Origin of the sequence: Microcystis sp. BLCC-F209, assembly GCF_041928595.1 — a bacterium.
GTDB lineage: Bacteria > Cyanobacteriota > Cyanobacteriia > Cyanobacteriales > Microcystaceae > Microcystis.
Genome location: NZ_JBHFLL010000033.1, coordinates 1 through 26,041, shown reverse-complemented (window position 1 = coordinate 26,041; position 26,041 = coordinate 1). Strand labels below are relative to the sequence as shown.

The following is a 26,041-nucleotide window of genomic DNA, read 5'->3' as shown; positions in this document are numbered from 1 at the left end:
GATTGTCATAACTCTAATCCTCGTACTTTCCCCGGTCTTTTCCCAGGGCTGTGGGGCAAACGAGTGGAACCCGAAAGGAGGGAGCGGCCAGGATACAATGCTAACCCTTACTCGCACTGACAACGGCAAATCCATCACCATGCAGGTCAACGACCTGCTGCTACTGTCCCTCGACGAAAATCCCACCACTGGCTTTCAGTGGGCGCTCGATGGTGGCGGGGGCGATTTAGTGGAGCTGCAGGCCTCTGAGTATGTACCTGCCATAGAGTCGAGAGTCGGCAGGGGCGGTCAGAGAGTCCTGACCTTTAAAGCGCAACGGGCTGGGATAGGCCAACTAAGGCTTAAGCTCTGGCGAGAGTGGCAAGGAGAACCGTCAATTGTCGAACGATTTACTGTCACGCTCCAAGTCCGAGAGTAAAGGCTTCTCAGATAGCCAAGGGCTAGTGAGTAACGACTTAGGAGGAAAGGAAAAATGAGTGAAACATTTGTAATTCCCGCAATGGGATGGTTGCCTGACTATCCCGATATTCGTGATGTCACTTTTCAATCTGAACGCGTACCATCCAAACTGCAAGCTTTGGGACAGCCATCTGTCAAGCAAATGCTGGCCAAAGTGGGAGCAACGACATCTGCCCCAGCAGCGCTGCCAACCAGCGTGGACTTGAGGCCGTGGTGTTCCCCCATGGAGGATCAACAAACTATCGGTTCTTGTACGGCCCACGCCGGGGTCGGACTGGTGGAGTATTTTGAGCGGCGAGCTTTTGGCAAACACCTCGATGCTTCCAGACTCTTCCTCTACAAAGTGACGCGCAACTTGCTCAAATGGACGGGAGATACGGGGGCCTTCTTGCGCTCAACAATGTACGCCCTCACCTTGTTTGGCGTACCACCAGAAGAATACTATCCCTACAATATCGCTGATTTTGACAAAGAGCCGTCGGCATTCTGCTACGCTTTTGGCCAAAGCTATCAGGCGATTTCCTACTACCGCCTCGACCCCCCAGGAACGACACGGAGCAACCTATTAACTCAGATTAAAACCTACTTGGCAAATGGGCTGCCTTCAATGTTTGGCTTTACTGTTTACAGTTCTATCAGTCAGGGCAACACGACCGGCAAGATTCCTTACCCGACTCGGGGCGAGAGAGTTCTCGGCGGTCACGCCATTGACGCAGTCGGTTACGACGACAACCTCAAGATCAAGAACACCAATGCGGGTGGCATTGAAACCACTGGTGCCTTGCTGATTCGCAACTCCTGGGGGACTGGCTGGGGAAGCTCTGGCTACGGCTGGCTGCCCTACAAGTACGTCCTCGATGGTCTGGCAACTGATTGGTGGTCGCTAATCAAGAGTGAATGGGTCGATACGGGACAGTTCGGATAGGAGACCGATTCGATAAGGTGTGAGGGGCGAGATAAAGGCTTCTGGTGAGTTTTTTCAGAATAGGGGGGACGCTGGGAAAACTCACCGTTTGTTGAATTTTTTAGGGGAAGCTTTTTAAAATTCGCTGTAAACCTTATTCTGTATGTGAGCGGAATCGAGCTAATTAGCGATCGCCAAATGCGGTATGGGTGGGTCAGTGGGTAACAGTGGAAGCGCACAGTGCAAAGTCGCTTTTGATTACTGTTCCGGCGGCGGCGTTGGTGGTTTTGCAGTAGTTAGGAGGGATCGGAGAGGAAGATTCTTGTGTAACTATTCAATAGGAGATTTCTAACCGACCATGTTAAGAAATTGCGAGGTATTAAGATGTTAGAAAATGAGAATTCAAAAAAAGATAATTGGGATAAATTCGAGATATTTAGCAAGTTTTTAGGGGCTGTCGTTTTAGTTTTTATTCCAATAGTTATTAAACTGGGTGCAGACAGCATTTCCGACTCTATGGAGAGAGGAAAAATGATTCAAGTGCTAATCTCGGATTTTACCAAGAGTGAGCAGCAAAGGAAGGATTTTGCATTAATTGCTTTGGATACAGCCATACCAATTAAAGAAGAATGCACATTTCTTTGGATAAATTGTCAACCCAACCCAGAAAAGGATAAAGTTGTGGATTCAGCGATACTATTATTAAGTAATTTAGTTAGGAATGCTTCCACTCGGTCTATTGAGATAGAGACAACACGAACAATTATTACCAGAAGAGCGGGCAAGGAATTTTTTTGTAGAAAGCTTAACGAACAAATTTCTCGCCAGTCTAAATCGATTTCTGCAATAAATCCTAGTAGTGGCTCTGATTCACTAGATCAGAACAGAAAAGCACGAGCTGCCTATACTATCGCTAATCTTCTTGAAAATTCAGAGTGTTCGACATCCCCATCCACTTCTACATCCCCACTTTCCACGCCATTTGAAGTTGAATATGATCTCAAAGGTATCAGACTTGTGTATATCCAGTATAAGAGTGATAGACTCACAGCAGAGAAGCTTCAGAAGGTTTTACAAGGCAAGGGGATTCTTGCTGCTGGAATTCAACAAGTGAACGGAATTAAGAACAACGATATTCGATATGCCAATTCTTCAGATCGATCACTTGCAGAGAATTTGCGTGATTTCTTGAAGACCGAGAAAGACATTCAGATTAAAGACATTCAGATTGAGGACAAAAATTTAATAGATTTATCAACTAAAGGCTATAAAGTTCCACCTGGGCAACTTGAAATCTGGCTTAAAGATTAAAATTTGATTCATTTAGAGGAGGATAAAAACAATGTGAATATATCTAAAAATTGGCAGGTAAGGTCATGACTAAACAACGCCAGTTCGGTTTAAGGGAATTTTGCCATAGTTTCCACGAAAGAATAGGAGTTTCAGGCTAGGGTAGCATCAGGGTTTTAGCTTATCCCGAACTCAGGTTAAACAAGCATTTTTAGTGAGAATTAACGACTATTAAGGAATCAGTGACTTGAGGGGTTACATCATCAATAATGTAACCAATAGGCGTAATATTCTCAAAACCTCGACCTAATATTATCCTGAGACTAAAAGTCTTTCTGATTAATAAAAGCAAGCTGTGATCGGGTGATAATTTTTAGAGATGTCCACTTTTGATTCCACACTGTGAACAAAACATTGTTTTCTCCTGAGAGCAAATTTTCCGTGGAATCACTAAATATTTTTTACCCAAGCCTTTAGTGAGCTAAGGCAATACTAGCAATTAATGGATCGGCTCTACCAATTTGGCAGAATTTAGAAATACCCTGTAACTTACCATTCATCGATAACTGAAATTTAAGCACAGATGCGATCCTCGATCGCCACCGATTGTAGAAGTCTTTCCACGATAGCTTTAGCTTGACGACCGTGACTAGGAATCAGACGGTGGCAGAAGACGTAGGGAGTAATAAACTTAACATCATCGGGGATAGCATAATCGCGACCTTCGAGGAAAGCGTAAGCTTGAACTGCTTTTTGCAAAACCACACAACCGCGGGGACTGACTCCTAAACTGATATCTTCGTGGTCACGGGTAGCGCGGACTAAATCGACGATATATTGCTGTAAAGTGGGAGCTACCCGAACTAGACTGACTAATCTTTGCAATTCTCCCACCTGTTCTAAGGAAATACAAGCTTCTAGGGATTTAAGCGTCTCTTGAGAAGGCTGTCTTTGTAACATTTTTAATTCTTCTGTGGCGCTGGGATAACCCAAACTCAGGCAAACGGCAAAACGGTCCATTTGTGCTTCTGGAAGCGGAAAAGTGCCTTGATATTCGACTGGATTTTGGGTGGCGATAACAAAGAAGGGTTGGGGGACCGGCCGCGCTTCTCCATCGACGGTAACTTGTTTTTCTTCCATGACTTCTAGAAGTGCCGATTGGGTGCGCGGGGTGGCCCGGTTGATTTCATCGGCCAGCAGGACGTTGGCAAAAGCGGGGCCGGGGATAAATTCAAATTCGCGACTGTTGGGGTTCCAAATCGTGGTTCCCGTGATATCACTAGGGAGGAGGTCAGGGGTGCATTGTACCCGTTGGAAACGACCGTTAATTGAACGCGCTAAGGATTTGGCTAACAGGGTTTTGCCGACTCCGGGTACATCTTCCAGGAGAGCGTGGCCACCACTGAGCAAAGCCACCAGCACCATGCGAATCGATTCGGTTTTGCCGACGATGCTCTGGCTCAAATTTTCCATCAAAATATCAATAGCGTCTCTCATAGTACAAATGGGGTATTTTGTCAAGAAGATTAATGTTAATTTTTTTTGATCTTAACGATTCTTTTCCTAATTTGCCCAAACTAGGGAGGAAAGTTGACAGACAAGGGCGGGAAATTTTCTGCTAGGGAGCTAATCGGGGTTAGGGTGGCGAGCATAGAGAAAATTAGTTAAGAATTGTTGCCAGTGGGCGAAATCAAGATTTTAAGTCGGTTCAGTACGGTAAAATCGAGAAGAATTTCTCTTAATCAGTGAAGATGAAAGCTAGTTCGCTCGTTTTTAGTCTTGTTTTAGGAATCGCTGCCAGTACATTAACCAATAGTTTACCCGAAAATTTGACTTTCAATTCTCGGAAAATATTGGCTCAAGATCAAGCACCTTCCTGTCCTCTTCCTCCAGATATTGCCATCACTTTTCGCAATAGTGAATGTCAGGCAGTTACCCTAGAAAAACCCCAGACTTTTTTCCGTTATTATAGTGACGAAAATAGCAAAAAAGGTCGTTTTCTGACCACGGATCAATATACCACGAATGTGGAGGTGATCAGAAATTTAGCCCTCGATCAAAAGTGGAATCCTCCCAATCAAGCGACCAAAGTAGTATCGGTGACTTTACCGGCGGGAACAACGGTTTATCAAGGAATTGTTGCCCCCCAGAATCCAGCTGATTGTTATCCCGGTGGTGGTCAGCAAACTTTTATTAAAGACTCGCGAGATGTCAATATACAATGGGGAGAGGGACGAGCAATAACCGTTACATCTCTTTCCTGTCGCTAGAATATTATGAAAACGAACATGAGGGAATTAGTTCAATCGATTGACCAAGCTATTACCGTGGCCGAACAGATGCGGGAAACAGAAATATCGACTCGGATTGAGGGTTTAATTTCTGTTCTGAAAACCATCAAAAGTCAGGCGTTAGCTGGTCAATTACCACCGTCTCAAGGCATTGTTACCCTAGGATTAGCGCGAGAAGTAGCTGATTGGATCGATTCCCTCGATTCTCCTTTATTGAAAGCGGTGGGTAAAGTGGAAAGAGAATACCAAAAATATTAGGAATTGTCAGTTACAGAAGTTAGAATTAATCGAGAGCGATCGCAGTCTATCTCGATCTGATTTTTTAATTGATCGAGAGAATTAAATTTCTGTTCCGGTCGCAGGAATTGCACTAAATCCATCGTTAAAATGCGATCATATATATAGCCCGACCAATCCAATAAATGGATTTCCACACTGATAGTTTTTCCCTCGATCGTGGGACGATAACCGATATTCATAACTGCCGGTAAGCGAGAACCATCGAGAGTCACCCAACCGCAATAAACCCCCAATCGCGGCAATAATTTATCGGGGGGAACCTGTAGATTAGCGGTATGAAAACCTAATGTTCTGCCTAGTTGTTGCCCGATGACCACGCGACCAGTTAAACTGTAAGGACGACCTAACATTTGTCCGGCTTGCTCAACGTTTCCCGCGGCCAAAGCTTGACGAATTAGGGAACTACTAATCCGACCCCCCTCACAGTTTTTTAAAGCAACAATCTCGACTTTAATATTAAATTGGGAGGCGATCTGTAATAAATCTTCGGCTGTACCTTGACGACGATAACCGAAGCGAAAATCTTGACCAACACTGATCGATTTAGCCTGTAATTTTTCTACTAAAATCTGTTCGACAAAAGCCAAGGGTGTCAGGGAAGCTAATTGAGCAGAGAAAGGCAGTAAAACTAATTGTTTAACGCCTAAATTCTCTAAAACCTCCACCTTTTCCCCTAGAGGAGTTAATAATTGCCATTTTTCTCCCGTAAAAAATTCCCGCGGGTGGGGAGTAAAACTAACAACGGTGGGATAAGCGGGGCCATCCCGAAAAATTGGCTGTAGGACGGTTTGATGACCTAGGTGCAAACCATCAAAGTTACCAAGAGCGATCGCACAGGGGGCTAAAATACGGGTATTAGGGGAATCTACAATCCACACGCTGGCTTTAGGAACAGATACAAGAGAATAATTCAAGCGATTAATCTTGAGTGTAGCCTTTTGATTCTATATCAATCGGGCGATCAAGCTAAAAAAACACCGACATTAACTTGGCGGCCTTTGGAAGTTTTAGCAAATTGAGATCCAGGTGCGATCGGCCCAGCATTCCCAATCAATTGCACCAGAAAGATTAGGGAAACAAGCATTCATTAATTGTTCAGTTCGTTCTTCTCTGGGTCGTCTTTGGTGGTTCTTCCTGCTTTTGTGGTTTCCCAATCTGAATCAAGCATAAGTAACTGGTTATAATTAAATTAAAAATTGATTTTAGGTTCGATCCCCCCTGCTCTCCTTGATAAGGTAGGGTTGATTCATGAATCAACCCTACCCTTGATAAGGGGGGTGTCTGATAATTTTTAACGCCTAAGTAGTCGTGCAAAATAAATTTCCTAGTGAAGAAAGGCAAAAGGCAAAAGGCAAGAGGCAAGAGGTGGTTAGATGTGTGTAATTAATTTTGCTTAGGTACTTACCTACTTAAGGATATTGTTTTTGTTTCTTTTGTTCTAATCCTGTTGCTAATCATAGAGCGATCCCGAAAGGATAAGGTTTACCATAGTAAGGCGGGCGATTTTTATACCACTTTATTTTATTTATTGTCTATAATCGAGATGGTGGCGGCTAATTTTGAATGGGATGAAGAGAAAGCTAAGATAAATCTGAGAAAACACGATATTTCTTTTAATGAGGCTAAAACTGTCTTTGAGGATACCTATTCTTTGACTTTAGATGATCCCACTCATTCAATCTTAGAAGATCGTTTTTTTACAATTGGTTATTCTAGTCAAAACCGCTTGCTTTTAGTTGTTCATACTGAAAGACAAGGACACATCAGAATCATTAGTGCCAGGAGAGTAACTAAACATGAAAGAAAAATCTACGAACAAAGTAATCAATGATCCCCTCAAAGATGATGAAATGTTAGATGATTATTCTCAGGTTTTAACAGAGTCTCATTTAAAAAGTGCAGTCAGAGGAAAGTATGCTCAGTCTTTAGCAGATAAGGATACTTCTAGCGTTAAAATTATAGCAGAAAATGAAGAGAGATATGTTAACATGAAAACCATTGAAGTTGAAGCATTCGTTAACAACGAAGGTCAATTAACCGTACAAGTTCCCTCAAATTTAAAAGAAGGACAATATCATGCTGTATTGATTATAGAAGAACCCAAAAATGAAAATCAATGATCTTAGAATAGATAAAATCCCCAAAAAAAGCCCCCAATTACTTGGAGGCTTTTTCAAAGAAAAATAACTGTCATTAACCTTCTGCTAATTTCAGATCCCGCAGGGTGCTAATATCCACTTGAATCGATGGCCCCATGGAGGAAGAAACGTAAACTGTGCGCCAGTAACGCCCCTTGGCCCCGGAAGGACGGTTTCTGTCCACCGTTTCCTGTAAAGCCTTCAAATTGACTAACAGATCCTCGGCACTAAAAGAAGCTTTGCCAAATTGAACGTGAACGATCCCGGTGCGATCGGCCCGGAATTCCAATTTACCTGCTTTAAACTCAGCGATTGCCCCCGTTAAATCCGTGGTTACGGTTCCCCCTTTCGGTGAGGGCATTAAACCCCGTGGACCGAGTTGACGACCTAATTTAGCCACTTTCGGCATCATATCGGGGGTGGCGATTAACACCTCGAAATCCATCATCCCCTTGGCGATTTCTTCGATTAATTCTTCCGAACCAACCATATCGGCCCCGGCGTTGTTCGCTTCCTGTACCTTTTCCCCGCGAGTAATCACCGCTACTCGCACCGTGCGTCCGGTTCCTTTGGGTAAACTTACCGTTGTCCGCAGTTGTTGGTCGGTATATTTAGGATCGATACCTAAACGAATATGAGCTTCGGCGGTTTCGTCGAATTTCGCCGTCGCTAATTCCTTTAATAATGTCAGTGCCTCTAATGGCTCGTAGGCTTTATTTTCTACCTTAGCCTGGGCATCTCGCAAACGTCGTGAAACTTTTTTTGCCATCTGATTTGTTGCTCCTTGGGTAATAATGAAGCTGGGCTTCTCCCCGTAATAAAATTTAGTCTGAGATCTTGACACCCATATTTCTGGCCGTTCCCGCCACAATATTCATGGCCGCTTCGATGTCGTTAGCGTTAAGATCGGGCATTTTAGTTTGGGCGATTTCGCGTAATTGGTCGCGGGTAATGGTGGCGACAAATTTTTTGTTGGGTTCGTTGGAACCTCTTTCCACACCGGCCGCTTTGCGGATGAGAACGGAAGCGGGGGGAGTTTTGAGGACAAAGGTAAAACTACGATCCTCAAAAACGGAGATTTCCACAGGGATAATCATCCCGGCCTGATCGGCGGTTTTAGCGTTGTAATCTTTACAAAACGCCATAATATTTACCCCGTGTTGACCCAAAGCAGGACCGACCGGAGGAGCGGGGTTAGCCTTACCAGCAGGTAAAGCTAGTTTAATAATTGCGACGACTTTTTTAGCCATGATTTAGTTTTGTTTTTCGACTTGATTAAATTCCAATTCGACCGGGGTATCCCGACCAAAAATGGAGAGCAGGGCCTTGAGTTTGCCGCGCTCGGGACTAACTTCGATCACTTCCCCTTCAAAGTCCTTAAATGGACCGGATAGGACCAAGATTTGATCGCCAACTTCAAAATCGATTTTGACGACTGGTTCTTGAATCTGAGCTTGTTTGAAGATGCGATCAACTTCTGACATACTCAAGGGTAGCGGCGTGACGTGACCGCGGCCGCGTCCATAGTGCCGTTTTTGTTCGGCCCCAACAAAGTTGATCACATGGGGGGTGTTTTTTACCACCTGCCAAGCGTCATCATCCATGATCATCCTGATCAGCACATAACCGGGGAAGACTTTTTCCTCGCCGTGTTGCCGTGAACCATCCTTGCGGACTTTGACGGTGGCCGCTTGGGGAATCTGGACTTGCAGAATGCGATCGGCCACATCGAGGGTGTGGATGCGCTGTTCCAAATTGGCTTTGACCCGTTTCTCACAACCGGAAGCCACCTGCACGGCATACCAACGGGGTTTTTTCGGTAGGTCGCTAAGATTGAGTTCTTCGGGAAACTGCTCTTCTTCTAGATTCATGGGAACACCTTCCCCGCACCCCAGGCAAAGAATTTATCGATCAGATAGATGAGAGTGGCTACTAAAGTCACCATTAACATCACCGCCGCCGATTCACTCAACAGTTGCTGACGGGAAGGCCAGACGACTTTGGCGAGTTCTTCTTTGGTTTCATTGACGAATTCGTTGACCTGAAAAGAGGTTCCCTCTTTCTTGTCGCTCGCGTCTTTTTCTAGGGTTTCTTTTTTGGCCACGATCGCTACTCCTTAAAATGATACTCAAGCTATCCTTAACTTATCATTTTCACCGGACAACCCACACCAACCCCCAGACATTTAGATCATGTCCTTTGCAGTTATCGGCTTGGTGATTACCAAACGCGCCCTGGAGGACTTGAACCCCCGACATCAGGTTTTGGAGACCTGCGTTCTACCAACTGAACTAAGAGCGCCCATTCGCTAAACTATTTGGCTTTTTTAAAGCCTTTATTTATTATAGCGTAGTTGTTGGCGATTAAGCAACTTTCTTGGTTAGGCTGTCGCCGGAAAATTTCTAGAGAGGGCGATCGAAACGTTCCTGGACTCTGGTGGCTTTGCCAACCCGATCGCGCAGGTAGTAGAGTTTCGCCCGACGTACTTTACCACGACGGATGATCTTGATACTGGCAACCCGCGGCGAGTGGAGCAGGAAGACTCTTTCTACCCCCACACCCTGGAAGACTTTGCGTACTGTAATCGTTTCGTTGATACCGCCATGGCGTTTGGCGATGACAATACCCTCGTAGGGCTGAATCCGCTCTTTATCTCCTTCAACGATCCGCACCCCTACCCGTACCGTGTCACCGACATGGATAATGGGCAGATCGCTCTTGAGATACTCGGCTTCGATTGATTTGATAATCTCTTCCGTTTTCATCGGCTTTCGTAAAACTGACAATTTTCTATCATACCATATTTTTTGAGCAAAAAGCAATAGCTAGGCGCTTTCCTAACAATGAGCGTTGCTGATTTGCCGATGCTGTCACCAGATATCAGGCTGATTGTCCAGGATTAGGGTCTTGCCATTAACTGCCACTCTAGAGAGAATTTCTCTAATCCCTAATTAACTTCTCGATCCGCGATAAATGCGATCAGCTTGGGAGGGGTCTAAATAATTATAGCCCGGTTTTTGGGTCGAGGAGCCATTCTTTTTCGCCACAGTATTAACCGCGGGAGTCGCTTTTTTTACGTCCGCATGAGTCCTGATATAGTCCTCAGAAATCTTGAAGGGATGACTATTGGGAAGGTGACGACTAGAGGGTAAATTGTCTGCTGCTTCGGGATGGGTAATTTTACTATGGGGAGCGACAAAATCGTGTAGCATGGGATCGTAGGCTAAAATTTCACCGGTTTCAATCCGAAAAATCCAACCGTGTAGAGATAATTTACCCTGATGTAATCGGGAACGAATAATTGGATAGCTTTGCAAATTACTTAACTGATTGAGAACATTTTCTGCTACTGTCACCTCGATCAGTTCTTCTCCTTCTAATTCTTTGTAATTATCCTTAACTAAACGTCGAGTAGCTTCTGCTTGCTTTAACCAATCGTAAACTAAAGGCATTTCATCGGCCAGACTCTGCAATTTTAACAAACCTTTCATCGCTCCACAATGGGAGTGACCACAGATAATCACTTGCTCGATGCCGAGAGCGTTGATAGCATATTCTATAGATGCACCCTCACCACCATTGGTTGCTCCGTAGGGAGGAATTATATTTCCCGCATTACGAATTACGAACAATTCCCCCACCTCCGCTTGGGTAATTAGGTTAGGATCGATCCTGGAATCGGAACAGGTAATAAAGAGGATTCTCGGTTTTTGTCCGTGGGAGAGTTGCTCAAATAATTGCCGATGTTCATCAAAATAACCACTCTGGAACCTTTCTAGTCCCTGTAGGAGTTTCTTCATAATAATTCTTCTAGTTTAGTTCGATCGCTATTTAGTCGATCCTTTCAGCATTATCGGGCATGAGATAACAGCAATGCAACCGGCCAGATTAGCGATCGTTATCGGCGGCGAGATCGGTTAAATATTGTTAAGATAAGATACAGACTGTATCTAAGCAAATTTTATTCTATGGAAACTGCAACAATTTTGGGTATTTCGATCGCTGCCGCTTTGGTGGGGATTACCGCTTTAGCTCTTTATACTGCTTTTGGACCGCCGGCAGCAGAATTGAGCGATCCTTTTGAAGATCACGAAGATTAATTCTTTAATAACCATGTAGCTATCTGCCAAGCAGAAAGCTGCTCAACGGGATCGATCGCTCTTTCTAAACCATCGATCGATTCTTTTATTGTTAATTGTAATTGATTGGCAAAATCAATTACAGCGTTTTCTCCCTGACATTCATAGACGCGCATTACCCAACCCCGATCATCTGTTTCACTTGGTTTGAAACTCATTAAAATTAAGTTATCGGCCGAGAATTTTAACCATTGTGCCACTGGTGGCAACCGGTTTGATCGGGAAGAGTTAGTAATAAAAATAACGTTGACAGGTGAGTTTAACTGCCAAGCGTGATGGACAGTTTTCGCCGTTTTCCAGTTACCTGGGTGAGGATATATTGCATAGGTAAATTCTTGTTTCCCCAGATCCGCCTCGGGATCGGGCCAGCGGGGACTTCTCAAGAGAGTTAATCGCAGTTGCCAGTTAGTAGCATCATAGCCATATTTATTATTATTTAAAACACTCACCCCATAGTTTGCCTCTGTATCGCTTAAATCTGCCCATTTATGCCCGTAAACTTCCCATTTTGGCGATTCTGGTCGGTGGGAACGTTTGATCGCACCACAGGCAATTTCATAGGTGGTAAAATCGCTGTTGAGGCTGAGAGGAAAGGCGGTTTTTACTAAAGTATGTTCTTGCTGCCAATTAACAATAGTTTTAATCTGGAGAATAGGAGAATTTTTTTCTAAGATATAATCTTGGCAAAACTCCGAATCAGCTAAACTTCTGATCACGCGAATCTGCCAGCGCAAGGGACCACATTCTAAGCATTCGATCGATTTTAATACTGTTTTAGGTAAGGGATATTGTTGATAATTCGGATCGATATTCCAAGCGTCCCAATATTGTCCTTGATCTTTAAATGCCTGTAATTGATTACCAGCAGCTTGCAGGATTTCTCTTTGATTAATTATATCGAATATACTATCTATATCCCCCGTTTCCGAGTTAATGGTAACTTTAAGCAGTCCATTGTCTAAAATAAATTGGCAGTTGGTTAAATTTTGCTCGGCTGCTGGCTGATTGGCAACTAACCAAAATAACTTATAACCCACAGAAGGAATATTTTTAGCGAGAAATAATAGCTGATTGTCGTGGGATAATTGCGAAGGACAGAGACAATTATTCCAGTCATAAACCGAACAATTGACAGATTCTATAGCTAAAGAGACAACCTGGGATCTTTCCCAGTTAAGAGAATTAAAAACTAGAAAAGGTTTTGCTTGGAGATGGGGGGGATTAGGTAAATTAATTTGATTGGCAATTGCCTGTAAAGCTTGATCTAAAATTGTCTCACCCGTGGCGATAACTTGCCGCCATAACTGATTGGCATCCCTAAACACTTCTGGGATCGAAGTACCTGGAAGTATATCGTGAAACTGATTTAATAAAACCTTTTTCCATGCCGATTCTATCTCGACTTGCGGATAGGGAATCTCTAGTAAGATATTAGCCAGAGAAGACCATAATTCTCCTTGATACAAGAGGATTTCACAGTAACGATTATAGTCTTTTTGGTCAGCGTGGGTAGTATAACAACCCCGATGGAATTCTAGATATAATTCATCATCCCAGATAGGAAGATTACTCGTCTCCAGACTGTCCAGATAAGTTGTTGCTTGGCTAAATTTTAGCTGGGGGAAAAAAGGAGATTTTTGCCAACGTTGGGCCACCTCTAACATATCACGAGTCGGACCGCCGCCATGGTCGCCAACACCGGGCAGCCAAAAAATATCTTTTAAGCCAGTTTGCCGTTCCCAATTGAGAGCATGATCGGTCATAATAATTGGGTTAGTATCCATAACTCCGGCAACATTGGGAGGAGACATGAGGGAAAGAATTTTACTGCCATCGGGAGATTGCCACCAGAAAAAACCGTGGGGAAATTTAGTCGTATCATTCCAATGTAGTTTCCCGGTTACAAAATATTTGATGCCAAAGGATTTAAGAATTTGCGGCAATTGGTAGGGAAAACCAAAGGTATCTGGCAGCCAAGCAGTTTTGGTGATTTGTCCAAATTTTGCTTGAAAGTATTGTTGTCCATAAAGCAGCTGTCGAAATAGGGATTCCCCGGAGATTAAATTGACTTCTGGTTCTACCCACATCCCGCCCAAAAGTTCCCAGGATTGCCCTTTGTATGCCTCTATAATTGCTTGAAACAGGTCGGGATGATGTTTTTCTATCCATTCGTAAATTAGGGGGCTAGAATGACCAAATACGAGGGCAGGAAAATCTTTTTGCAGGTTTAAAACCGAGATAAAAGTGTTTTTTGCCACTTGCCAAGTTTCTGCCAATGGCCACAACCAAGCCATATCTAAATGTGCGTGGCCGAGAAGATGAAAAGTTCGTTCTTTGAGAGGTTGAGCTAGGGGTTGCAGGGATTGACGAATTGATTCTAGGGAGCGATTAAATTTATCTTTGTTGGTGACATTATCCCAGTCAATATTATCGAGAGTAGCGGTAAAAGCTGCTAAGTTTTCAGGGTAAAAAGTTTGTAGATAATTATGGAGAATGGTTAATTCATCGGCAACAAAACTGGGATCGATCGCTTGGCTATGTTCATAGATTAACTCCGATTTCATCAAACCACCAATATCATGATTGGGACTGACTAAACGGAGGGTAACAAGAATTTCTTGACCGGTAGAGACCGAGTTAGAAAGTAAAATGCGGGTGGAAGAATCAAAGAGGTCTCCTGCTTGGATAAATTGATTATTAACATAAATTTTGACATCTTCCGCCCACCAAGTTAAGATTAATCTCAGTTCCATTCCCGCTACAGGATAACCGGCTAAATGTTCGGGGACAATAATTTTTTGAGTTAGATATTGAATTTGTCTGCCGGCGGGCCAAATAATGTATTGTTTTTCATTGAGGGTGACGGGTTGAATTGGTTTTCCAGCTGCTGTAACGATCCACCAATTTTTCTGGACATCTGTGCGGGTGAGGTGAGACAGTTTAGCGACGTTGTCGGGGGGAGACATGAGCCAACAAATAAGTTAATTTTGACTATTTTAAGCGATCGATGCCTAATTGGGCTAGGGGATAACTTCTGTTAACGCCATAGTGCTGAAGACTTACTCAATCTCATTCTTCAACGGCTGATTGAGAATGAGCAGGTCAGAGAAAGCCCGTGATGAGGATTGAACTCATGACCTCACCCTTACCAAGGGTGTGCTCTACCACTGAGCTACACGGGCATTGATCGTGGTGGGCCGGGCCGGATTCGAACCAGCGTAGGCGTAGCCAACGGATTTACAGTCCGCCCCCATTAACCACTCGGGCACCGACCCATTAATTCCACGATTATTAATCGTAGCACCCTTAGCTAAAACACACAAGTGTTTAGGGAAAAAAATTCTTAAGCCATAAAATAACTCCCGTTACAGCCATGGCTGTAACGGGAGTTTTCTGATAATCTTGAGAGAGATTAGGCCAGAGCTTCTTCTTGGTGGGTTTCGCGCCCACAGTTAGCTCTGGCATAGGTGACACAGGTAAGGATGAAACCCTCTTCAATTTGATCGTCATCGAGGAAGGACTGATCAGATTGATCGACTTGACCAGATAAAAGTTTACCGGCAGCGGTGGAGCAGGCTCCCGCACGGCAGCAATAAGGTAAGTCCAGTCCTCGTCCCTCGGCTACCTATATACTTTCTTCTTGGTGGGTTTCGATCACACAGTTAGATCTGGGATGGGTGACACAGGTAAGGATGAAACCAGCTTCAATTTGATCGTCATCGAGGAAGGATTGATCGGATTGATCGACTTTACCAGATACAAGTTTACCGGCACAGGTGGAGCAAGCTCCCGCGCGGCAGGAATAGGGTAAGTCCAGTCCTTGCTCTTCAGCTGCATCAAGAATGTACTCATCATCTTGAACATCAATTGTCTTCTCTCCATCGGGTGTTTTCAGGGTGACTTCATAGGTTGCCATCGGTTGTTCCTCTTAATTAAATGCTAGTGAAAGCGGCAGTCTCTACAATTGCCTCTCGCTCGTCGTCAGATTGAACAATGCGAACGAGTTTCATTTTTGATACTACGGGAAAATCTCCCCGACTCAGCCTTGCATTAGTAATGACAGTCTTAAATAAACTTAAAATAAAATTTACTTATATATTTAACCCAGAATTCTTGAGCATTCTTGCTCGATCTCTAGATAATTTCATCCCTCTACAATCTAGTCAAACTAGCCACCACTAAGCATTTGGAGCGATGATGTTGGTTGTTTTTTTAGTCTTAAGCCGATTTTTATTAAATATTAATTTAACTTATGTTTAAGATAGATGTCGATGAATTGTCTTTAACCCAGCTAAGAAATTGCTTTTCGGCACTACTGCCGCTAACACATCTAGGGAAACTATCAAAAAATATATTGACAATCAAACCAATAAATGATAGGAGGGGATCAATCCCCTGTTGCCAGGGCGACCACCCGTTATAACGGATGGCTAACCCTCCCTGACGACTTTATGGTTTTCGGATTGCCAGTTTTCCAGGCTCTGGTTCACCGATTAGCAATCACTAATTACTTATTAGGTTGGGGAGTCATGCGTAGATAGGGTTTGATTTCTTCAACCCCTTTGGGAAATTTGCTGCGAGCTTCTTCAGTGGGAATAGAGGGGACTACCACACAATCGCCGCCGTCAGTCCAGTTAGCCGGGGTAGCCACTTGATAGTTATCGGTGAGCTGCAGGGAGTCGATTACGCGCAGGATCTCGTTAAAATTGCGTCCCGTGCTGGCAGGATAGGTAATAGTTAAACGTAATTTTTTGTTGGGATCGATGATAAACACCGAACGTACCGTCAGATTATTGAGGGAATTGGGGTGAATCATGCCGTAGAGATCCGAAACTTTGCGATCGCCATCGGCGATAATCGGATAGTTAACGGTAGTGTTTTGAGTTTCGTTGATGTCATTAATCCAACCCCGATGGGATTCGGCACTATCGACACTCAAAGCGATCACTTTCACATTACGTCGCTCAAATTCTGACTTAAGACTAGCCACCGTACCTAATTCCGTGGTGCAAACAGGGGTGTAATCAGCCGGGTGCGAGAACAGCACTACCCAGCTATCTCCTACCCACTGGTGAAAAGAAATCGGACCTTCACTAGAATCTTGTGTAAAATCTGGAACGATATCACCCAATTGGAGAGCCATAATTGTGTCTTCCTTATTATGTATTTCAAGACAAGCAACAGTTTATGATGCCATAGGAGTGCTGTTCGTCATTGATAATTTTAGGGATTTATAATAATTGGGTTAGGGGATAGGGGAATGAGGAAATGGGGGAAGTGGGGAGATAGGGAAATAGGGAAATTCAACTGTAGCAGCAGCCAGATGGCATCAGGAAAATCCTTGCCAGAACCTGATTTTAGCGATTTAGATTGTCCTAACCAACTTGTTCTTTGTGATCAAACCCCAAAACCGCAAAACCCTTCCCCTAGGGGGGCAAACTAGGTTATGATCTGGTCTAATGGCATGATATAACTTTTTTAACTAGCTATCAGCGTTCAGCTAATAGCTAGGCTGCGGTGGCAAATCCCAACTACCCACCCTATGCCTAGTCGGAAAGCTGACGGCTTAATTTCTTGTCCTGATCGTTAATTTGCCTTGGTTTTAGGAGACCACAACTGCAATGAAGAATCTTGTTCGTCTGCTGGCGGTAATTGCCTTGATTATCGGGAGTTTTTGGGGCAAAGTTCCCGCTCAAGCTCTCAATCTCACCTCGATCGCCCTTCCTTCTCATCCTGTGGCGGTCTTAAATGCGGCTGATGCCAAACTAACCACAGAATTTGGGGCGAAAATCGACCTCAATAACAGTGATATTCGCGATTTCCGGGACTTGAGAGGGTTCTATCCCAATTTAGCTGGTAAAATCATCAAAAACGCCCCCTACGAAGAAGTGGAAGATGTCCTCAATATCCCCGGACTCTCGGACACTCAAAAAGAGCGTTTACAGGCTAATCTGGAGAAATTTACCGTTACTGAGCCTTCTAAAGAATTTATCGAGGGTGATGACCGTTTTAACCCCGGAGTTTACTAAATCCAGTTAATTGCGGTTAAAAAAAAATTCCTAGGTGGGCGATCGCTCACCTTTTTCAGTGATCAGCTTCTGAAGGCAAGAGGCAAAAGAAAGAATCTGGCATACTGCCCCAAGGGAAAGACTGGCGATTTTTGCCAGAACTATAGAGAAATGAAATGCTAGAATAAATAGAATTTATCAATTAACTCCTACATGGTCGTTTCCTCGCAACTGCCGAGTTATCAAGATGTGTTAGTGGTGGGATCGGGAGCGGCGGGATTGTATGCCGCACTGTGTTTACCCCCTAACTTAAAGGTGGGTTTAATTACCAAAGAAGATTTAAAAACTGGGGCTAGTGATTGGGCGCAGGGAGGAATTGCGGCAGCCACGTCCCCGGCAGATTCCCCCGTTTTCCATTTAGAAGATACCCTGAAAGCTGGAGCGGGCTTATGCGATCGCTATGCTGTGCAGTTTTTAGTGGAGAAGGCCCCCCAAGCGATCGCTGATTTGCTGCGGTTAGGGGTTAGTTTTGATCGCGCTGGAGACGACTTAGCCCGCACTCTTGAGGCTGCCCATTCCCAGGCCAGGGTGCTGCACGCAGCCGATCGCACGGGGAGAGCGATCGTCAGTACCCTGATGGAAAAAGTGACCGAGCGGCCCAATATTACCATTATTCCCCAAGCGATCGCCCTGAAACTCTGGCTTGACCCGGAAGGGCAACGCTGTCAAGGTATTTGTTTACTCCATCAAGATCATCTCTGTTGGCTGCGAGCGCAAGCAGTCATTCTGGCTACGGGAGGCGGTGGTCAAGTCTATGCCCAAACCACTAATCCCGCCGTTAGCACGGGGGATGGAGTCGCCCTCGCTTGGCGTGCTGGGGCAGTGATTTGCGACCCAGAATTTTTTCAGTTTCATCCCACCGCTTTGACTGTGCCGGGGGCGCCGAGGTTTTTAATTAGTGAGGCGGTGCGGGGCGAAGGAGCGCATTTAATTGATGATCTGGGGCGGCGTTTTGCCTTCGATTACCATCCGGCCGGAGAATTGGCTCCCCGGGATGTGGTAAGTCGGGCGATTTTTAGCCATTTGCAAAAAACCTCCGACGATCCCGCCCATGCCAAAGTATATCTAGATCTAAGACCGATCGAACCGGAGCGTCTGCGTTATCGTTTCCCCAATATTATCCGCATCTGTCAAAAATGGGGCATTAATGTGTTTGAAGATGTGATTCCCGTTGCCCCCGCCGCTCACTATTGGATGGGAGGAGTGGCTACCGATTTAAACGCCCGCACTTCTCTACCTGGCTTGTATGCCATCGGCGAGGCGGCCAGTACGGGTGTTCACGGGGCTAATCGTTTAGCCAGTAATTCTCTTTTGGAATGTATTGTCTTTGCGGCAAGTTTAGCTGCAATAGGTCTGGAGCCAGAAAACTTTCTGGGGGAAAGACCCGAAAAACCCTTAGAAATTGCGGAAAACTGGCAGGAAGAACAGGAATACTGGCAAAAAGTACGGAGGGAATTACCGATTTTAATGTGGGAAAATGCGGGGATTTGCCGATGTCAAAATGAGTTAGAAGCTGCTATCCTACGGGTGCAACATTGGAAACAACAGTTACAATCCTTGAAGATGGGCCAATTTCTCCAGAATCTTCTCCCCGACAAAGGACAATTATTCTTGTGTCCCTCGGTGCAGTTAGAGATAAGAATAGCGATCGAGACATTAAATCTTTTAGACATCGCCGACTTAATTCTGGAAAGTGCCTTATTACGAGCAGAAAGCCGAGGCGGTCACTATCGGGGCGATTATCCAGAAACCGTAGCTAATTGGCAATTCCACACGACTATTCAAGGTCGAACATGGCGGAAAACGCCTGTGCAAGCTTAATTAAGCGAGTTTTTCACAGATAATCCCTAAGCTCTAAACAGTGGACTCTATCCTCGCTCCCAGGAGCCGCGCTATTCGCGCCACGCTCACCGGGAGCTTTTCCCAATCATCCCAGTCTATGACCTATCTCTGGAGTTCAGTGCTTTTGATTTATGGCTTTTAGGCTATCATAACTTTTACCCCCCCCCTAAACAGTTACATTAATTCTATGATCAAACCCAATTTCCCATTGTTGTTAGCTATTGGTGTGAGCATTTGGGGTCATGATTTCCAGGTTTTACCCAAGGCTAACGCTCAAACTCCGCCTAGGTTAGAGAGACCTCAGACTGTGGCCACTTACGATCAGTGGATGAAAGCTGGTTACGAAGCCACAGCCCAAAAAAATTACCAACTCGCCCTAGAAAAATTTCAACAAGCTCTGGCACAACGTCCGAACGATACATTTGCTCAAAATGCGATCGCTAATATGCAGAAGTATTTAGGTCAAACCGCCACGGCTACCGACGCTACCGCCAAAAATGAGACTTCACCGATACCATTAATTGCTGGCTCGGCCCTATTATCCATCGCTTTATTGGGAGTTTTACTATCGCTTTTCTTTCAATACCGTCCCAAGGGCAAAGCCTCAAAACGCCGCAAAAAAACCACTTACGTCAGTCCTACAAACCCACTCGACAACTTTTTTAGGGGCAATGGCAATTCCCTCGATACGGACACCAAAACCAGCAGTGAGATTAATGACAATTGGGAAGATGATTTCGAGCCTTCTTTGCCCGTACAAGCTACCTCCCGGATCCCGAACGCAGACTTAATCCTGAGTTTAATTGAAAGTCTCCGCGATGAGGATCCCCGTACCCGTAGGCGGGCGGTTTGGAAACTGGCACAGATGTCCGATTCTAGGGCAATGCAGCCTTTAGTCGATAGTATGGTGGATGGGGATTCCTACGAACGCAGTTTAACCCTAGAAGCCCTCGCTCAAATCTGTACCCGCTCCCTGCGACCGATGAACCAAGCTTTGGCTATCTCTCTCCAGGATAAAAATCCCCAGGTGCGGAAAAATGCTATTCGGGATTTAACCAGACTCTACGATATCATGTCTCAGATCAGTCAATTAATTTGTCATGCCCTCGATGATTCTGATGAGGAAGTGCAAGAAACAGCACGCTGGGCAATTAGACAGTTAAATCTGCAATTAGCTCCCCGTTTAGATATTGCTCCCCTAGAAACCACCGGTGAACCGGAAGATGATGACGTACAGGATACTTCCTTCACTGAAACCACACCCACTGAGGTGCAAAATTGAGTCGAAAACTGTTATTTCTCTCCACCCCTGTGGGATTTCTGGGTTCGGGGGGCGGCGGTGGCGTAGAATTAACTATTGAGAATCTCGCTCGCACTCTGACCAGGCAAGGCTATCTGGTGCGGGTAGTGGCCCCAGAATCCTCCCAATTGCACGATATTCCCTTAATCACTATAGCGGGCAATGGCCAGATTTCCGCCCAAAGTCAAGGCCGGCAAGCTCCGATTTTAATGCCCGAAAATGCCGTTTTGGCCAATATGTGGCACTACGCCCAACAAGTACACAATCAGTACGATTTAATTGTTAATTTTGCCTACGATTGGCTCCCTTTTTATCTCACTCCTTTTTTTGCCACTCCCGTCGCCCATTTAGTCAGCATGGCTTCCGTTTCTTTGGCGATGGATCATATTATTCAAAAAACCTACCGCAGTTTTCCCCATTTACTCGCTTTTCACACCGTCACCCAAGCAGCAACTTTCTCCCTCTCTCCCCCCTATCGCTGTTTGGCTAATGGTTTAGACGTATCTTTGTATCAGTTTCGCACCGATCCCTCCCCCTGTCTAGCCTGGGTGGGACGGATTGCCCCGGAAAAAGCTTTAGAAGATGCGATCGCTGCTTGTCAACAGTTAGGTGTCCCTTTACGCGTTTTCGGTCATATTTCCGATCCTCTCTACTGGCAAAATTTACAGGATAACTATAGTTTCGATTTAGTCGATTATCGCGGGTTTTTGCCGACTGAGAGCCTACAAAAAGAGCTAGGCGACTGTTTTGGCCTGTTGATGACCCCGCGCTGGGTTGAGGCTTTTGGTAACGTGGCTATTGAAGCTTTAGCCTGTGGTGTTCCCGTAGTTGCCTATCGTCGCGGTGGTCCGGTAGAAATTATTGAAGAGGGAAAAACTGGTTTTTTAGTTGAACCCGATAGTATCGAGGGATTAGTTACGGGAATTAAAAATTTAGACCGGATCGATCGATATTCTTGTCGTGCAGTAGTGGAGCAAAAATATTCCCTAGAAGCTTTGGCAAATCGAGCTATTAATTGGTTTGAAGAAATTTTTACTCGCAGTCAAAAATAAATAGGCTCTCTTGGTTTAGTCCGGTTAAATCTTTATCCCAGAAGGGTTCGGGATTAACCACAGAGACACAAAGAACACAAAGTCAAAACAGATTCGATATTAATTTTGCTTAGTTACTTAGATAAATTTTTCTGCTAGAGTTGATTTAAACCCCGTATTATCTATGGCAAGATTGACCCAAGAATTGTTATGTGACGAGGCAGCTGTCTTCTCAGCTTTGGAATCTCAACATCAAGAATCTTCACTCTACGGTGTTACAGATGGTAAAGCGATCGGAACTTACTTAGAACAAAAGTTTAAACTATATCTAAAGGAAAAATATAATTTTCTTGACGGTAATTCAGCTAGTGGGATTGATTTTCCCGATTTGTTAGTAGATATCAAAGTAACAAGCATGAAACAACCTCAATCATCTTGTCCTTTTAAATCTGCAAGACAAAAAATTTTTGGCTTGGGATATTCCTTAATTATTTTTGTTTATGAAAAGTTAGATGATAGCCTAAATCGTACTGCCAGTTTAAGAATTATCAGGACAATTTTTGTCAGTGCCGAAAGAACAGCCGATTTCCAGATGACTCGTGGTATCCGCAATATCTTAAACAATCAGGGAAACAAAGATGATTTAATTGCTTTTATTTTAGATAAAAACTTACCTGTTGATGAAATGGAAGCAGCCAATATAGCTGATGAAATTCTTGTTCATCCCCCGGGGCAAGGTTTTTTAACTATTTCTAATGCCTTACAATGGAGATTACAATATACTAGGGTAATCGATCTTGCCGGTCAAGAAGAAGGATTAATAGCCATTTATAGAGAGAATTAGTCATGCAAGCTTCTCAGGTTAAAATTGAATATGGAGACTTTCAAACTCCCCCGGAGTTAACCGAAAAAATTTGTCAAAAATTATGGCAAATTCATGTTAACCCCGATGTTATTATTGAGCCAACTTGTGGTATAGGTAACTTTTTAAAAGCGGCCTCACTTACCTTTAAAGAAACTAAAAAAATTCTTGGCTTTGAAATTAATCCTAATTATATCACTCAGATTAATCAAGATCGGCAAATATGCCAAGATCAAAGAATACAAGTTCAACAGAAGAATTTTTTTGATTGTGACTGGTATTCCCTGACTCAACCATGGACAGAAAATATTTTATTTTTGGGGAATCTGCCTTGGATAACCAACTCAAAACAGGGACTTATTAACGGAAAAAATTTACCTCAAAAAAGCAACTTTCAAGGATATCATGGTTTAGATGCCATCACGGGAAAAAGTAATTTTGATATTTCAGAGTGGATGTTAATTAAGCTCATCGAATGTCTTGATCGACGTTCAGCTTATCTGGCAATTATCTGTAAAACGACCGTATCTAGAAAAATTTTAAACTATATCTATACTCACAAAATTCATCTCGTTTACTCGGCAATTTATCCGATCAACACTCAAAAATATTTTCAAGCAAATGTAGATGCTTGTCTTCTATTTTGTCAATTTGATGCTCATTCAGAAAATTACTTTTGTGATGTTTTCAATAGTTTTGAAGAAGGGGAATTTCAGCGCATTGGTTATCAAAATAATATCCTAGTCAGAGATTTAAATGCTTTTACTAGATTAAAATATTTATATCATAAGCATCCTCAAGAAAAATGGCGTTCAGGAATTAAACATGATTGCTCAAAAGTAATGGAATTGCAGTTAGTTAATGGAATTTTTGTCAATGGTTTAAAGGAAGTCGTTGATCTTGAACCCACCTATCTTTATCCTCTTCTGAAAGGTTCAGATGTGGCACAAAATCGCCTAAAAGTTATCAATAAATACATTTTGGTAACTCAGAAGTTTATCGGTGAATCTACAGAAAATATACGCGATATAGCACCAAAAACTTGGCAATATTTAGTTAATCATAAAAATTATTTTCTAGACAGAAAGAGCAAAATTTATCAAAATCAGCCAGACTTTTGCATATTTGGGGTGGGTTCTTACAGCTTCTCTCCTTTTAAAATCGCCATTTCTGGACTTTATAAAAAACTGAATTTTAACCTGATATTACCCTATCAAAATCAACCCGTTATTTTCGATGATACTGTTTACTTCTTAAGCTTCGATGATTTAGATACCGCTCAAAAAACCTTACAGCTTCTCAATTCTTCCCTAGGCAGAGAATTTTATTACTCGTTGATATTTTGGAATGAAAAAAGACCGATAAAAACCCGTATTTTAAATAGTTTAAATTTATCGATTTTAGCCGAGAAGTTGTTATCCTATAAGTAGGCTTTAATTTTAGCTGCGTTAATCTCGCATCCTGCGGGATATTTTATGTTCGGGTTTTCGTCACACACAGGAGTCAATAAGTCAATAACTTTGTCTTGATAATTTACAAAACGATGGGAACCTGAAGAAGAAAAATTACGGGGTTTAACTGGATGTTTACTTTTCCTCTTGTCTTCTTGTTGCTAATTGGTCTAAAATTTCGGCGTGAACTTGGCGAGTAATTGGATAAAAATAGGCAATAATTAAGCTAATGATCAGAAAAAATGCCGGTAAAGGAGCAATTGCTAGACGAATCGCCATTAAAGCACTATCTGGCTGCAGGGGAATTGCTTCTCCTACGATTCTCGGTTTAAAACCCGATGTTTCTAGAGCAATACCGACAAGAAATAACCCTAAAGCTAAACCAATTTTTTGTAAAAGTACCATGAAAGCATAAAAAATACCTTCTCGACGTTTTCCTGTTTCTAATTCGTCCAATTCAATCACATCAGGAACCATTGACCAAGGAATTAAATAGGCCACAGATACGCCAAATCCCGCCAAAACTGCCAAAGCATACATTAAAGTTATTTGTCCTGGTTGGAGCAAAAATAAACCAATTTGGGCAATAATCCAAAATGTCATCCCTAAAAAATAGACTATTTTTTTGTCTAATTTCTGACTAACTGCTTGCCAGAAAAATAACATCACTAAAGCTGTTCCCTGTACCGCTAAAGCGACTAAACCCGATTCTGCTTCCGATAGTCTCATGTAACTGACGACGTAGTAAACCAAAATCGAGGCGGTTAATTGTACTCCTAACCAAGCACAAAGATAGATGCCAATAACGTATAAAAAGGGACGATTACCAAAAACTATTTTTAATTGTTCTTTCAGGGGAATAGTTTCAGTATTATTAGCAGCTTCTCTCTGTTTAATTGCCGCACCATCCCTGAGATGATTTTCAGTTTTGCCATAGTAAAGGGTTAACCCCAAAACTATCCCTTGTATTCCTAATAAAATTGTGGAAGTAGCGATAAAGTCTCTCGGATTTAACCCAATTTTTCCTACTCCATAGACCAAGGAAAGCGCACCGATAACTATAAAAGCAATTGACAAAACTTTTTTCTGAGGAGAATTGAGAATCGCTTTTGCTCCTCGTTCTTGCAAAACTAAAGCGCACCAAATAACTGCTAAAACCGAGATTAAAGCACAAACTACACCTAACAATAAAAAAGCTTGATGGAGATCGTTGGCATAGGACGATGAGACGATAATATAGAGAATTAATGAGAGAATGCTACCTCCGATTGAAAAGGCAAAACGAAAACTATTTAAACGGGTTCTCTCATTATAATCATAAGTTAATTCAGGGGTGAGTGCCTGGTAAGGAAGATTGACTACTGTATAGGTTAAATTAAAGATAATGCCGATAAAAATATAATATAAAAATAGCCATAATTGGTTATTAGTCGGGATTAACCACAGTAAAAAATAACTAATTCCGAAAGGAATCGACCCCAATAACATCCATGGTAAGCGACGACCCCAGATAGTACGAGTTTGATCGCTCCACATACCAATGATCGGATCGTTAATAGCGTCGAAAATTCTCACCACCATCAGCACACTACCAGCTAATCCTGCTGATAATCCTGCCACATCAGTCAGGAAAAATAGCAGGTAAAATACCGAGATATTGGCAGTGATAGCCGGTCCCAAATCCCCCGCACCATAGGCGATTTTTGTGGTTAAATTCAGTCTTTCAGCAGTCAAATGAGCCATAAAAGCAATTATAGAGATTAAAATAAGCTTAACTGTTCTGGGAGCATTTGTAACCTTTGCTAGGGCAGTTGAGGAACTTTAATTTTGGCTCTTCTAGGTTCTGTGTGATCAGTTTAACTTACAATATGATCGATCAATCTTTGTGTCCTTTGTGTCTTTGTGGTTCGTTCCACTCACTCGCCAGCAGGACTGTATCCTAGAATACATTTTACCCACCAAACCT

27 protein-coding genes, 3 tRNA genes and 1 pseudogene are annotated in these 26,041 nt (G+C 43.3%); 14 read left to right on the top strand and 17 right to left on the bottom strand.

Features of this window, described 5'->3' with window-relative positions; translation table 11 throughout:
- Positions 1 to 139: 139 nt before the first annotated feature.
- The 3 genes from ACE1AQ_RS02745 (at position 140) to ACE1AQ_RS02735 (ending at position 2,674) form a co-directional block, all read left to right on the top strand.
- A complete protein-coding gene (locus ACE1AQ_RS02745) occupies positions 140 to 418 on the top strand; it encodes a protease inhibitor I42 family protein (RefSeq protein ID WP_253257706.1) in 279 nt (92 codons plus the stop codon).
- 54 nt (positions 419 to 472) lie between these two features.
- Positions 473 to 1,384: a C1 family peptidase gene (locus tag ACE1AQ_RS02740; protein WP_110544499.1), complete on the top strand. Its 912-nt coding sequence runs from the start codon at positions 473 to 475 to the stop codon at positions 1,382 to 1,384.
- A gap of 363 nt (positions 1,385 to 1,747) precedes the next feature.
- A complete protein-coding gene (locus ACE1AQ_RS02735; protein ID WP_002739535.1) occupies positions 1,748 to 2,674 on the top strand; it encodes a hypothetical protein in 927 nt (308 codons plus the stop codon).
- Between the two features lie 552 nt (positions 2,675 to 3,226).
- Here ACE1AQ_RS02735 and ACE1AQ_RS02730 read toward each other — a convergent pair.
- The gene (locus tag ACE1AQ_RS02730; RefSeq protein ID WP_110544501.1) at positions 3,227 to 4,150 is read right to left on the bottom strand and encodes a MoxR family ATPase; all 924 of its coding nucleotides are present in this window, start codon (positions 4,148 to 4,150) and stop codon (positions 3,227 to 3,229) included.
- 254 nt (positions 4,151 to 4,404) lie between these two features.
- On the opposite strand from ACE1AQ_RS02730, the gene ACE1AQ_RS02725 reads away from it, so the two are divergent.
- Both ACE1AQ_RS02725 and ACE1AQ_RS02720 read left to right on the top strand, forming a co-directional pair.
- Positions 4,405 to 4,923: a hypothetical protein gene (locus tag ACE1AQ_RS02725; RefSeq protein ID WP_008201315.1), complete on the top strand. Its 519-nt coding sequence runs from the start codon at positions 4,405 to 4,407 to the stop codon at positions 4,921 to 4,923.
- Positions 4,924 to 4,929: 6 nt separating this feature from the next.
- Entirely contained in the window at positions 4,930 to 5,202 is a 273-nt protein-coding gene (locus ACE1AQ_RS02720; RefSeq protein ID WP_008201312.1) for a hypothetical protein, read from the top strand.
- On the opposite strand, the gene ACE1AQ_RS02715 is transcribed toward ACE1AQ_RS02720, so the two are convergent.
- On the bottom strand, positions 5,199 to 6,122 hold the full coding sequence (locus ACE1AQ_RS02715) for a bifunctional riboflavin kinase/FAD synthetase (RefSeq protein WP_008201310.1): 924 nt from the start codon (positions 6,120 to 6,122) through the stop codon (positions 5,199 to 5,201). The two genes, ACE1AQ_RS02720 and ACE1AQ_RS02715, sit on opposite strands and share 4 nt — an antisense overlap.
- A 665-nt stretch (positions 6,123 to 6,787) precedes the next feature.
- Here ACE1AQ_RS02715 and ACE1AQ_RS02710 point away from each other — a divergent pair.
- Entirely contained in the window at positions 6,788 to 7,075 is a 288-nt protein-coding gene (locus ACE1AQ_RS02710) for a BrnT family toxin (protein ID WP_008201309.1), read from the top strand.
- Positions 7,041 to 7,364 carry a hypothetical protein gene (locus ACE1AQ_RS02705; RefSeq protein WP_008201307.1) on the top strand — a complete coding sequence of 108 codons (324 nt, stop codon included), beginning with the start codon at positions 7,041 to 7,043 and terminating at the stop codon, positions 7,362 to 7,364. Before ACE1AQ_RS02710 ends, ACE1AQ_RS02705 begins: the two co-directional genes overlap by 35 nt.
- Before the next feature lie 73 nt (positions 7,365 to 7,437).
- On the opposite strand, the gene rplA is transcribed toward ACE1AQ_RS02705, so the two are convergent.
- The 7 genes from rplA to ACE1AQ_RS02670 form a co-directional block, all read right to left on the bottom strand.
- The gene (rplA, locus tag ACE1AQ_RS02700; RefSeq protein WP_110544505.1) at positions 7,438 to 8,151 is read right to left on the bottom strand and encodes a 50S ribosomal protein L1; all 714 of its coding nucleotides are present in this window, start codon (positions 8,149 to 8,151) and stop codon (positions 7,438 to 7,440) included.
- 55 nt (positions 8,152 to 8,206) lie between these two features.
- A complete protein-coding gene (rplK, locus tag ACE1AQ_RS02695) occupies positions 8,207 to 8,632 on the bottom strand; it encodes a 50S ribosomal protein L11 (RefSeq protein WP_002735897.1) in 426 nt (141 codons plus the stop codon).
- A 3-nt stretch (positions 8,633 to 8,635) separates the two neighbouring features.
- Positions 8,636 to 9,253: a transcription termination/antitermination protein NusG gene (gene nusG / locus ACE1AQ_RS02690; protein ID WP_008201303.1), complete on the bottom strand. Its 618-nt coding sequence runs from the start codon at positions 9,251 to 9,253 to the stop codon at positions 8,636 to 8,638.
- Positions 9,250 to 9,486, bottom strand: a complete 237-nt coding sequence (secE, locus tag ACE1AQ_RS02685) for a preprotein translocase subunit SecE (protein ID WP_008201301.1) — start codon at positions 9,484 to 9,486, stop codon at positions 9,250 to 9,252. Before secE ends, nusG begins: the two co-directional genes overlap by 4 nt.
- Before the next feature lie 124 nt (positions 9,487 to 9,610).
- A tRNA-Trp gene (locus ACE1AQ_RS02680) sits at positions 9,611 to 9,683 on the bottom strand.
- Positions 9,684 to 9,784: 101 nt separating this feature from the next.
- Positions 9,785 to 10,147: a 50S ribosomal protein L19 gene (gene rplS, locus ACE1AQ_RS02675; RefSeq protein WP_004160235.1), complete on the bottom strand. Its 363-nt coding sequence runs from the start codon at positions 10,145 to 10,147 to the stop codon at positions 9,785 to 9,787.
- A 186-nt stretch (positions 10,148 to 10,333) separates the two neighbouring features.
- Positions 10,334 to 11,182, bottom strand: coding sequence for a carbonic anhydrase (locus tag ACE1AQ_RS02670; protein WP_008201298.1), 849 nt, complete (start codon positions 11,180 to 11,182; stop codon positions 10,334 to 10,336).
- A 168-nt stretch (positions 11,183 to 11,350) separates the two neighbouring features.
- On the opposite strand from ACE1AQ_RS02670, the gene psbN reads away from it, so the two are divergent.
- Positions 11,351 to 11,482, top strand: coding sequence for a photosystem II reaction center protein PsbN (psbN, locus tag ACE1AQ_RS02665; protein ID WP_002761150.1), 132 nt, complete (start codon positions 11,351 to 11,353; stop codon positions 11,480 to 11,482).
- On the opposite strand, the gene ACE1AQ_RS02660 is transcribed toward psbN, so the two are convergent.
- From ACE1AQ_RS02660 to ACE1AQ_RS02630, 7 genes and pseudogenes are all read right to left on the bottom strand, one after another.
- Entirely contained in the window at positions 11,479 to 14,487 is a 3,009-nt protein-coding gene (locus ACE1AQ_RS02660) for an alpha-mannosidase (protein ID WP_110544507.1), read from the bottom strand. The genes psbN and ACE1AQ_RS02660 overlap by 4 nt on opposite strands.
- Before the next feature lie 144 nt (positions 14,488 to 14,631).
- Positions 14,632 to 14,703 (bottom strand) — tRNA-Thr (locus tag ACE1AQ_RS02655).
- Positions 14,704 to 14,711: 8 nt separating this feature from the next.
- Positions 14,712 to 14,796: transfer RNA gene (locus ACE1AQ_RS02650), tRNA-Tyr, on the bottom strand.
- 52 nt (positions 14,797 to 14,848) lie between these two features.
- Positions 14,849 to 14,986 carry a hypothetical protein gene (locus ACE1AQ_RS02645; protein ID WP_157221746.1) on the bottom strand — a complete coding sequence of 46 codons (138 nt, stop codon included), beginning with the start codon at positions 14,984 to 14,986 and terminating at the stop codon, positions 14,849 to 14,851.
- A pseudogene (locus tag ACE1AQ_RS02640) lies at positions 14,934 to 15,134 on the bottom strand (2Fe-2S iron-sulfur cluster-binding protein); the annotation flags it as partial. The pseudogene ACE1AQ_RS02640 and the gene ACE1AQ_RS02645, both read right to left, overlap by 53 nt.
- A gap of 12 nt (positions 15,135 to 15,146) precedes the next feature.
- A complete protein-coding gene (locus ACE1AQ_RS02635) occupies positions 15,147 to 15,437 on the bottom strand; it encodes a 2Fe-2S iron-sulfur cluster-binding protein (RefSeq protein WP_110544510.1) in 291 nt (96 codons plus the stop codon).
- 591 nt (positions 15,438 to 16,028) lie between these two features.
- Positions 16,029 to 16,664 carry a peroxiredoxin gene (locus ACE1AQ_RS02630; RefSeq protein ID WP_002761158.1) on the bottom strand — a complete coding sequence of 212 codons (636 nt, stop codon included), beginning with the start codon at positions 16,662 to 16,664 and terminating at the stop codon, positions 16,029 to 16,031.
- A gap of 478 nt (positions 16,665 to 17,142) precedes the next feature.
- Between ACE1AQ_RS02630 and psbU the strand changes: the two genes are divergently transcribed.
- The 6 genes from psbU to ACE1AQ_RS02600 all read left to right on the top strand — a co-directional run bounded on the left by psbU (position 17,143) and on the right by ACE1AQ_RS02600 (position 24,054).
- Positions 17,143 to 17,550: a photosystem II complex extrinsic protein PsbU gene (gene psbU, locus ACE1AQ_RS02625; protein ID WP_002754370.1), complete on the top strand. Its 408-nt coding sequence runs from the start codon at positions 17,143 to 17,145 to the stop codon at positions 17,548 to 17,550.
- A gap of 192 nt (positions 17,551 to 17,742) precedes the next feature.
- Complete coding sequence (nadB, locus tag ACE1AQ_RS02620) at positions 17,743 to 19,410, top strand: L-aspartate oxidase (RefSeq protein ID WP_374807795.1); 1,668 nt, start codon at positions 17,743 to 17,745, stop codon at positions 19,408 to 19,410.
- A gap of 208 nt (positions 19,411 to 19,618) precedes the next feature.
- The gene (locus ACE1AQ_RS02615; RefSeq protein WP_008201286.1) at positions 19,619 to 20,713 is read left to right on the top strand and encodes a HEAT repeat domain-containing protein; all 1,095 of its coding nucleotides are present in this window, start codon (positions 19,619 to 19,621) and stop codon (positions 20,711 to 20,713) included.
- Positions 20,710 to 21,783: a glycosyltransferase family 4 protein gene (locus ACE1AQ_RS02610; protein WP_110544514.1), complete on the top strand. Its 1,074-nt coding sequence runs from the start codon at positions 20,710 to 20,712 to the stop codon at positions 21,781 to 21,783. The genes ACE1AQ_RS02615 and ACE1AQ_RS02610 overlap by 4 nt, the downstream gene beginning before the upstream one ends.
- Before the next feature lie 163 nt (positions 21,784 to 21,946).
- Complete coding sequence (locus ACE1AQ_RS02605; RefSeq protein WP_008201282.1) at positions 21,947 to 22,606, top strand: hypothetical protein; 660 nt, start codon at positions 21,947 to 21,949, stop codon at positions 22,604 to 22,606.
- Between the two features lie 2 nt (positions 22,607 to 22,608).
- A complete protein-coding gene (locus ACE1AQ_RS02600) occupies positions 22,609 to 24,054 on the top strand; it encodes a hypothetical protein (protein ID WP_008201280.1) in 1,446 nt (481 codons plus the stop codon).
- A 156-nt stretch (positions 24,055 to 24,210) separates the two neighbouring features.
- Here the strand turns inward: ACE1AQ_RS02600 and ACE1AQ_RS02595 are convergent, their stop codons facing one another.
- Positions 24,211 to 25,818: an MFS transporter gene (locus ACE1AQ_RS02595; protein ID WP_110544516.1), complete on the bottom strand. Its 1,608-nt coding sequence runs from the start codon at positions 25,816 to 25,818 to the stop codon at positions 24,211 to 24,213.
- Positions 25,819 to 26,041 lie beyond the last annotated feature (223 nt).

Excerpts from the sequence above, each read along its gene's own strand:
- ACE1AQ_RS02745 (WP_253257706.1), top strand. The coding sequence starts at position 140 with ATGCAGGTCAACGACCTGCTGCTACTGTCCCTCGACGAAAATCCCACC.
- ACE1AQ_RS02740 (WP_110544499.1), top strand. The coding sequence starts at position 473 with ATGAGTGAAACATTTGTAATTCCCGCAATGGGATGGTTGCCTGACTAT.
- ACE1AQ_RS02735 (WP_002739535.1), top strand. The coding sequence starts at position 1,748 with ATGTTAGAAAATGAGAATTCAAAAAAAGATAATTGGGATAAATTCGAG.
- ACE1AQ_RS02730 (WP_110544501.1), bottom strand. The coding sequence starts at position 4,150 with ATGAGAGACGCTATTGATATTTTGATGGAAAATTTGAGCCAGAGCATC.
- ACE1AQ_RS02725 (WP_008201315.1), top strand. The coding sequence starts at position 4,405 with ATGAAAGCTAGTTCGCTCGTTTTTAGTCTTGTTTTAGGAATCGCTGCC.
- ACE1AQ_RS02720 (WP_008201312.1), top strand. The coding sequence starts at position 4,930 with ATGAAAACGAACATGAGGGAATTAGTTCAATCGATTGACCAAGCTATT.
- ACE1AQ_RS02710 (WP_008201309.1), top strand. The coding sequence starts at position 6,788 with ATGGTGGCGGCTAATTTTGAATGGGATGAAGAGAAAGCTAAGATAAAT.
- ACE1AQ_RS02705 (WP_008201307.1), top strand. The coding sequence starts at position 7,041 with ATGAAAGAAAAATCTACGAACAAAGTAATCAATGATCCCCTCAAAGAT.
- rplA (WP_110544505.1), bottom strand. The coding sequence starts at position 8,151 with ATGGCAAAAAAAGTTTCACGACGTTTGCGAGATGCCCAGGCTAAGGTA.
- rplK (WP_002735897.1), bottom strand. The coding sequence starts at position 8,632 with ATGGCTAAAAAAGTCGTCGCAATTATTAAACTAGCTTTACCTGCTGGT.
- nusG (WP_008201303.1), bottom strand. The coding sequence starts at position 9,253 with ATGAATCTAGAAGAAGAGCAGTTTCCCGAAGAACTCAATCTTAGCGAC.
- rplS (WP_004160235.1), bottom strand. The coding sequence starts at position 10,147 with ATGAAAACGGAAGAGATTATCAAATCAATCGAAGCCGAGTATCTCAAG.
- ACE1AQ_RS02670 (WP_008201298.1), bottom strand. The coding sequence starts at position 11,182 with ATGAAGAAACTCCTACAGGGACTAGAAAGGTTCCAGAGTGGTTATTTT.
- psbN (WP_002761150.1), top strand. The coding sequence starts at position 11,351 with ATGGAAACTGCAACAATTTTGGGTATTTCGATCGCTGCCGCTTTGGTG.
- ACE1AQ_RS02660 (WP_110544507.1), bottom strand. The coding sequence starts at position 14,487 with ATGTCTCCCCCCGACAACGTCGCTAAACTGTCTCACCTCACCCGCACA.
- ACE1AQ_RS02645 (WP_157221746.1), bottom strand. The coding sequence starts at position 14,986 with ATGCCAGAGCTAACTGTGGGCGCGAAACCCACCAAGAAGAAGCTCTGG.
- ACE1AQ_RS02635 (WP_110544510.1), bottom strand. The coding sequence starts at position 15,437 with ATGGCAACCTATGAAGTCACCCTGAAAACACCCGATGGAGAGAAGACA.
- ACE1AQ_RS02630 (WP_002761158.1), bottom strand. The coding sequence starts at position 16,664 with ATGGCTCTCCAATTGGGTGATATCGTTCCAGATTTTACACAAGATTCT.
- psbU (WP_002754370.1), top strand. The coding sequence starts at position 17,143 with ATGAAGAATCTTGTTCGTCTGCTGGCGGTAATTGCCTTGATTATCGGG.
- nadB (WP_374807795.1), top strand. The coding sequence starts at position 17,743 with ATGGTCGTTTCCTCGCAACTGCCGAGTTATCAAGATGTGTTAGTGGTG.
- ACE1AQ_RS02615 (WP_008201286.1), top strand. The coding sequence starts at position 19,619 with ATGATCAAACCCAATTTCCCATTGTTGTTAGCTATTGGTGTGAGCATT.
- ACE1AQ_RS02605 (WP_008201282.1), top strand. The coding sequence starts at position 21,947 with ATGGCAAGATTGACCCAAGAATTGTTATGTGACGAGGCAGCTGTCTTC.
- ACE1AQ_RS02600 (WP_008201280.1), top strand. The coding sequence starts at position 22,609 with ATGCAAGCTTCTCAGGTTAAAATTGAATATGGAGACTTTCAAACTCCC.
- ACE1AQ_RS02595 (WP_110544516.1), bottom strand. The coding sequence starts at position 25,818 with ATGGCTCATTTGACTGCTGAAAGACTGAATTTAACCACAAAAATCGCC.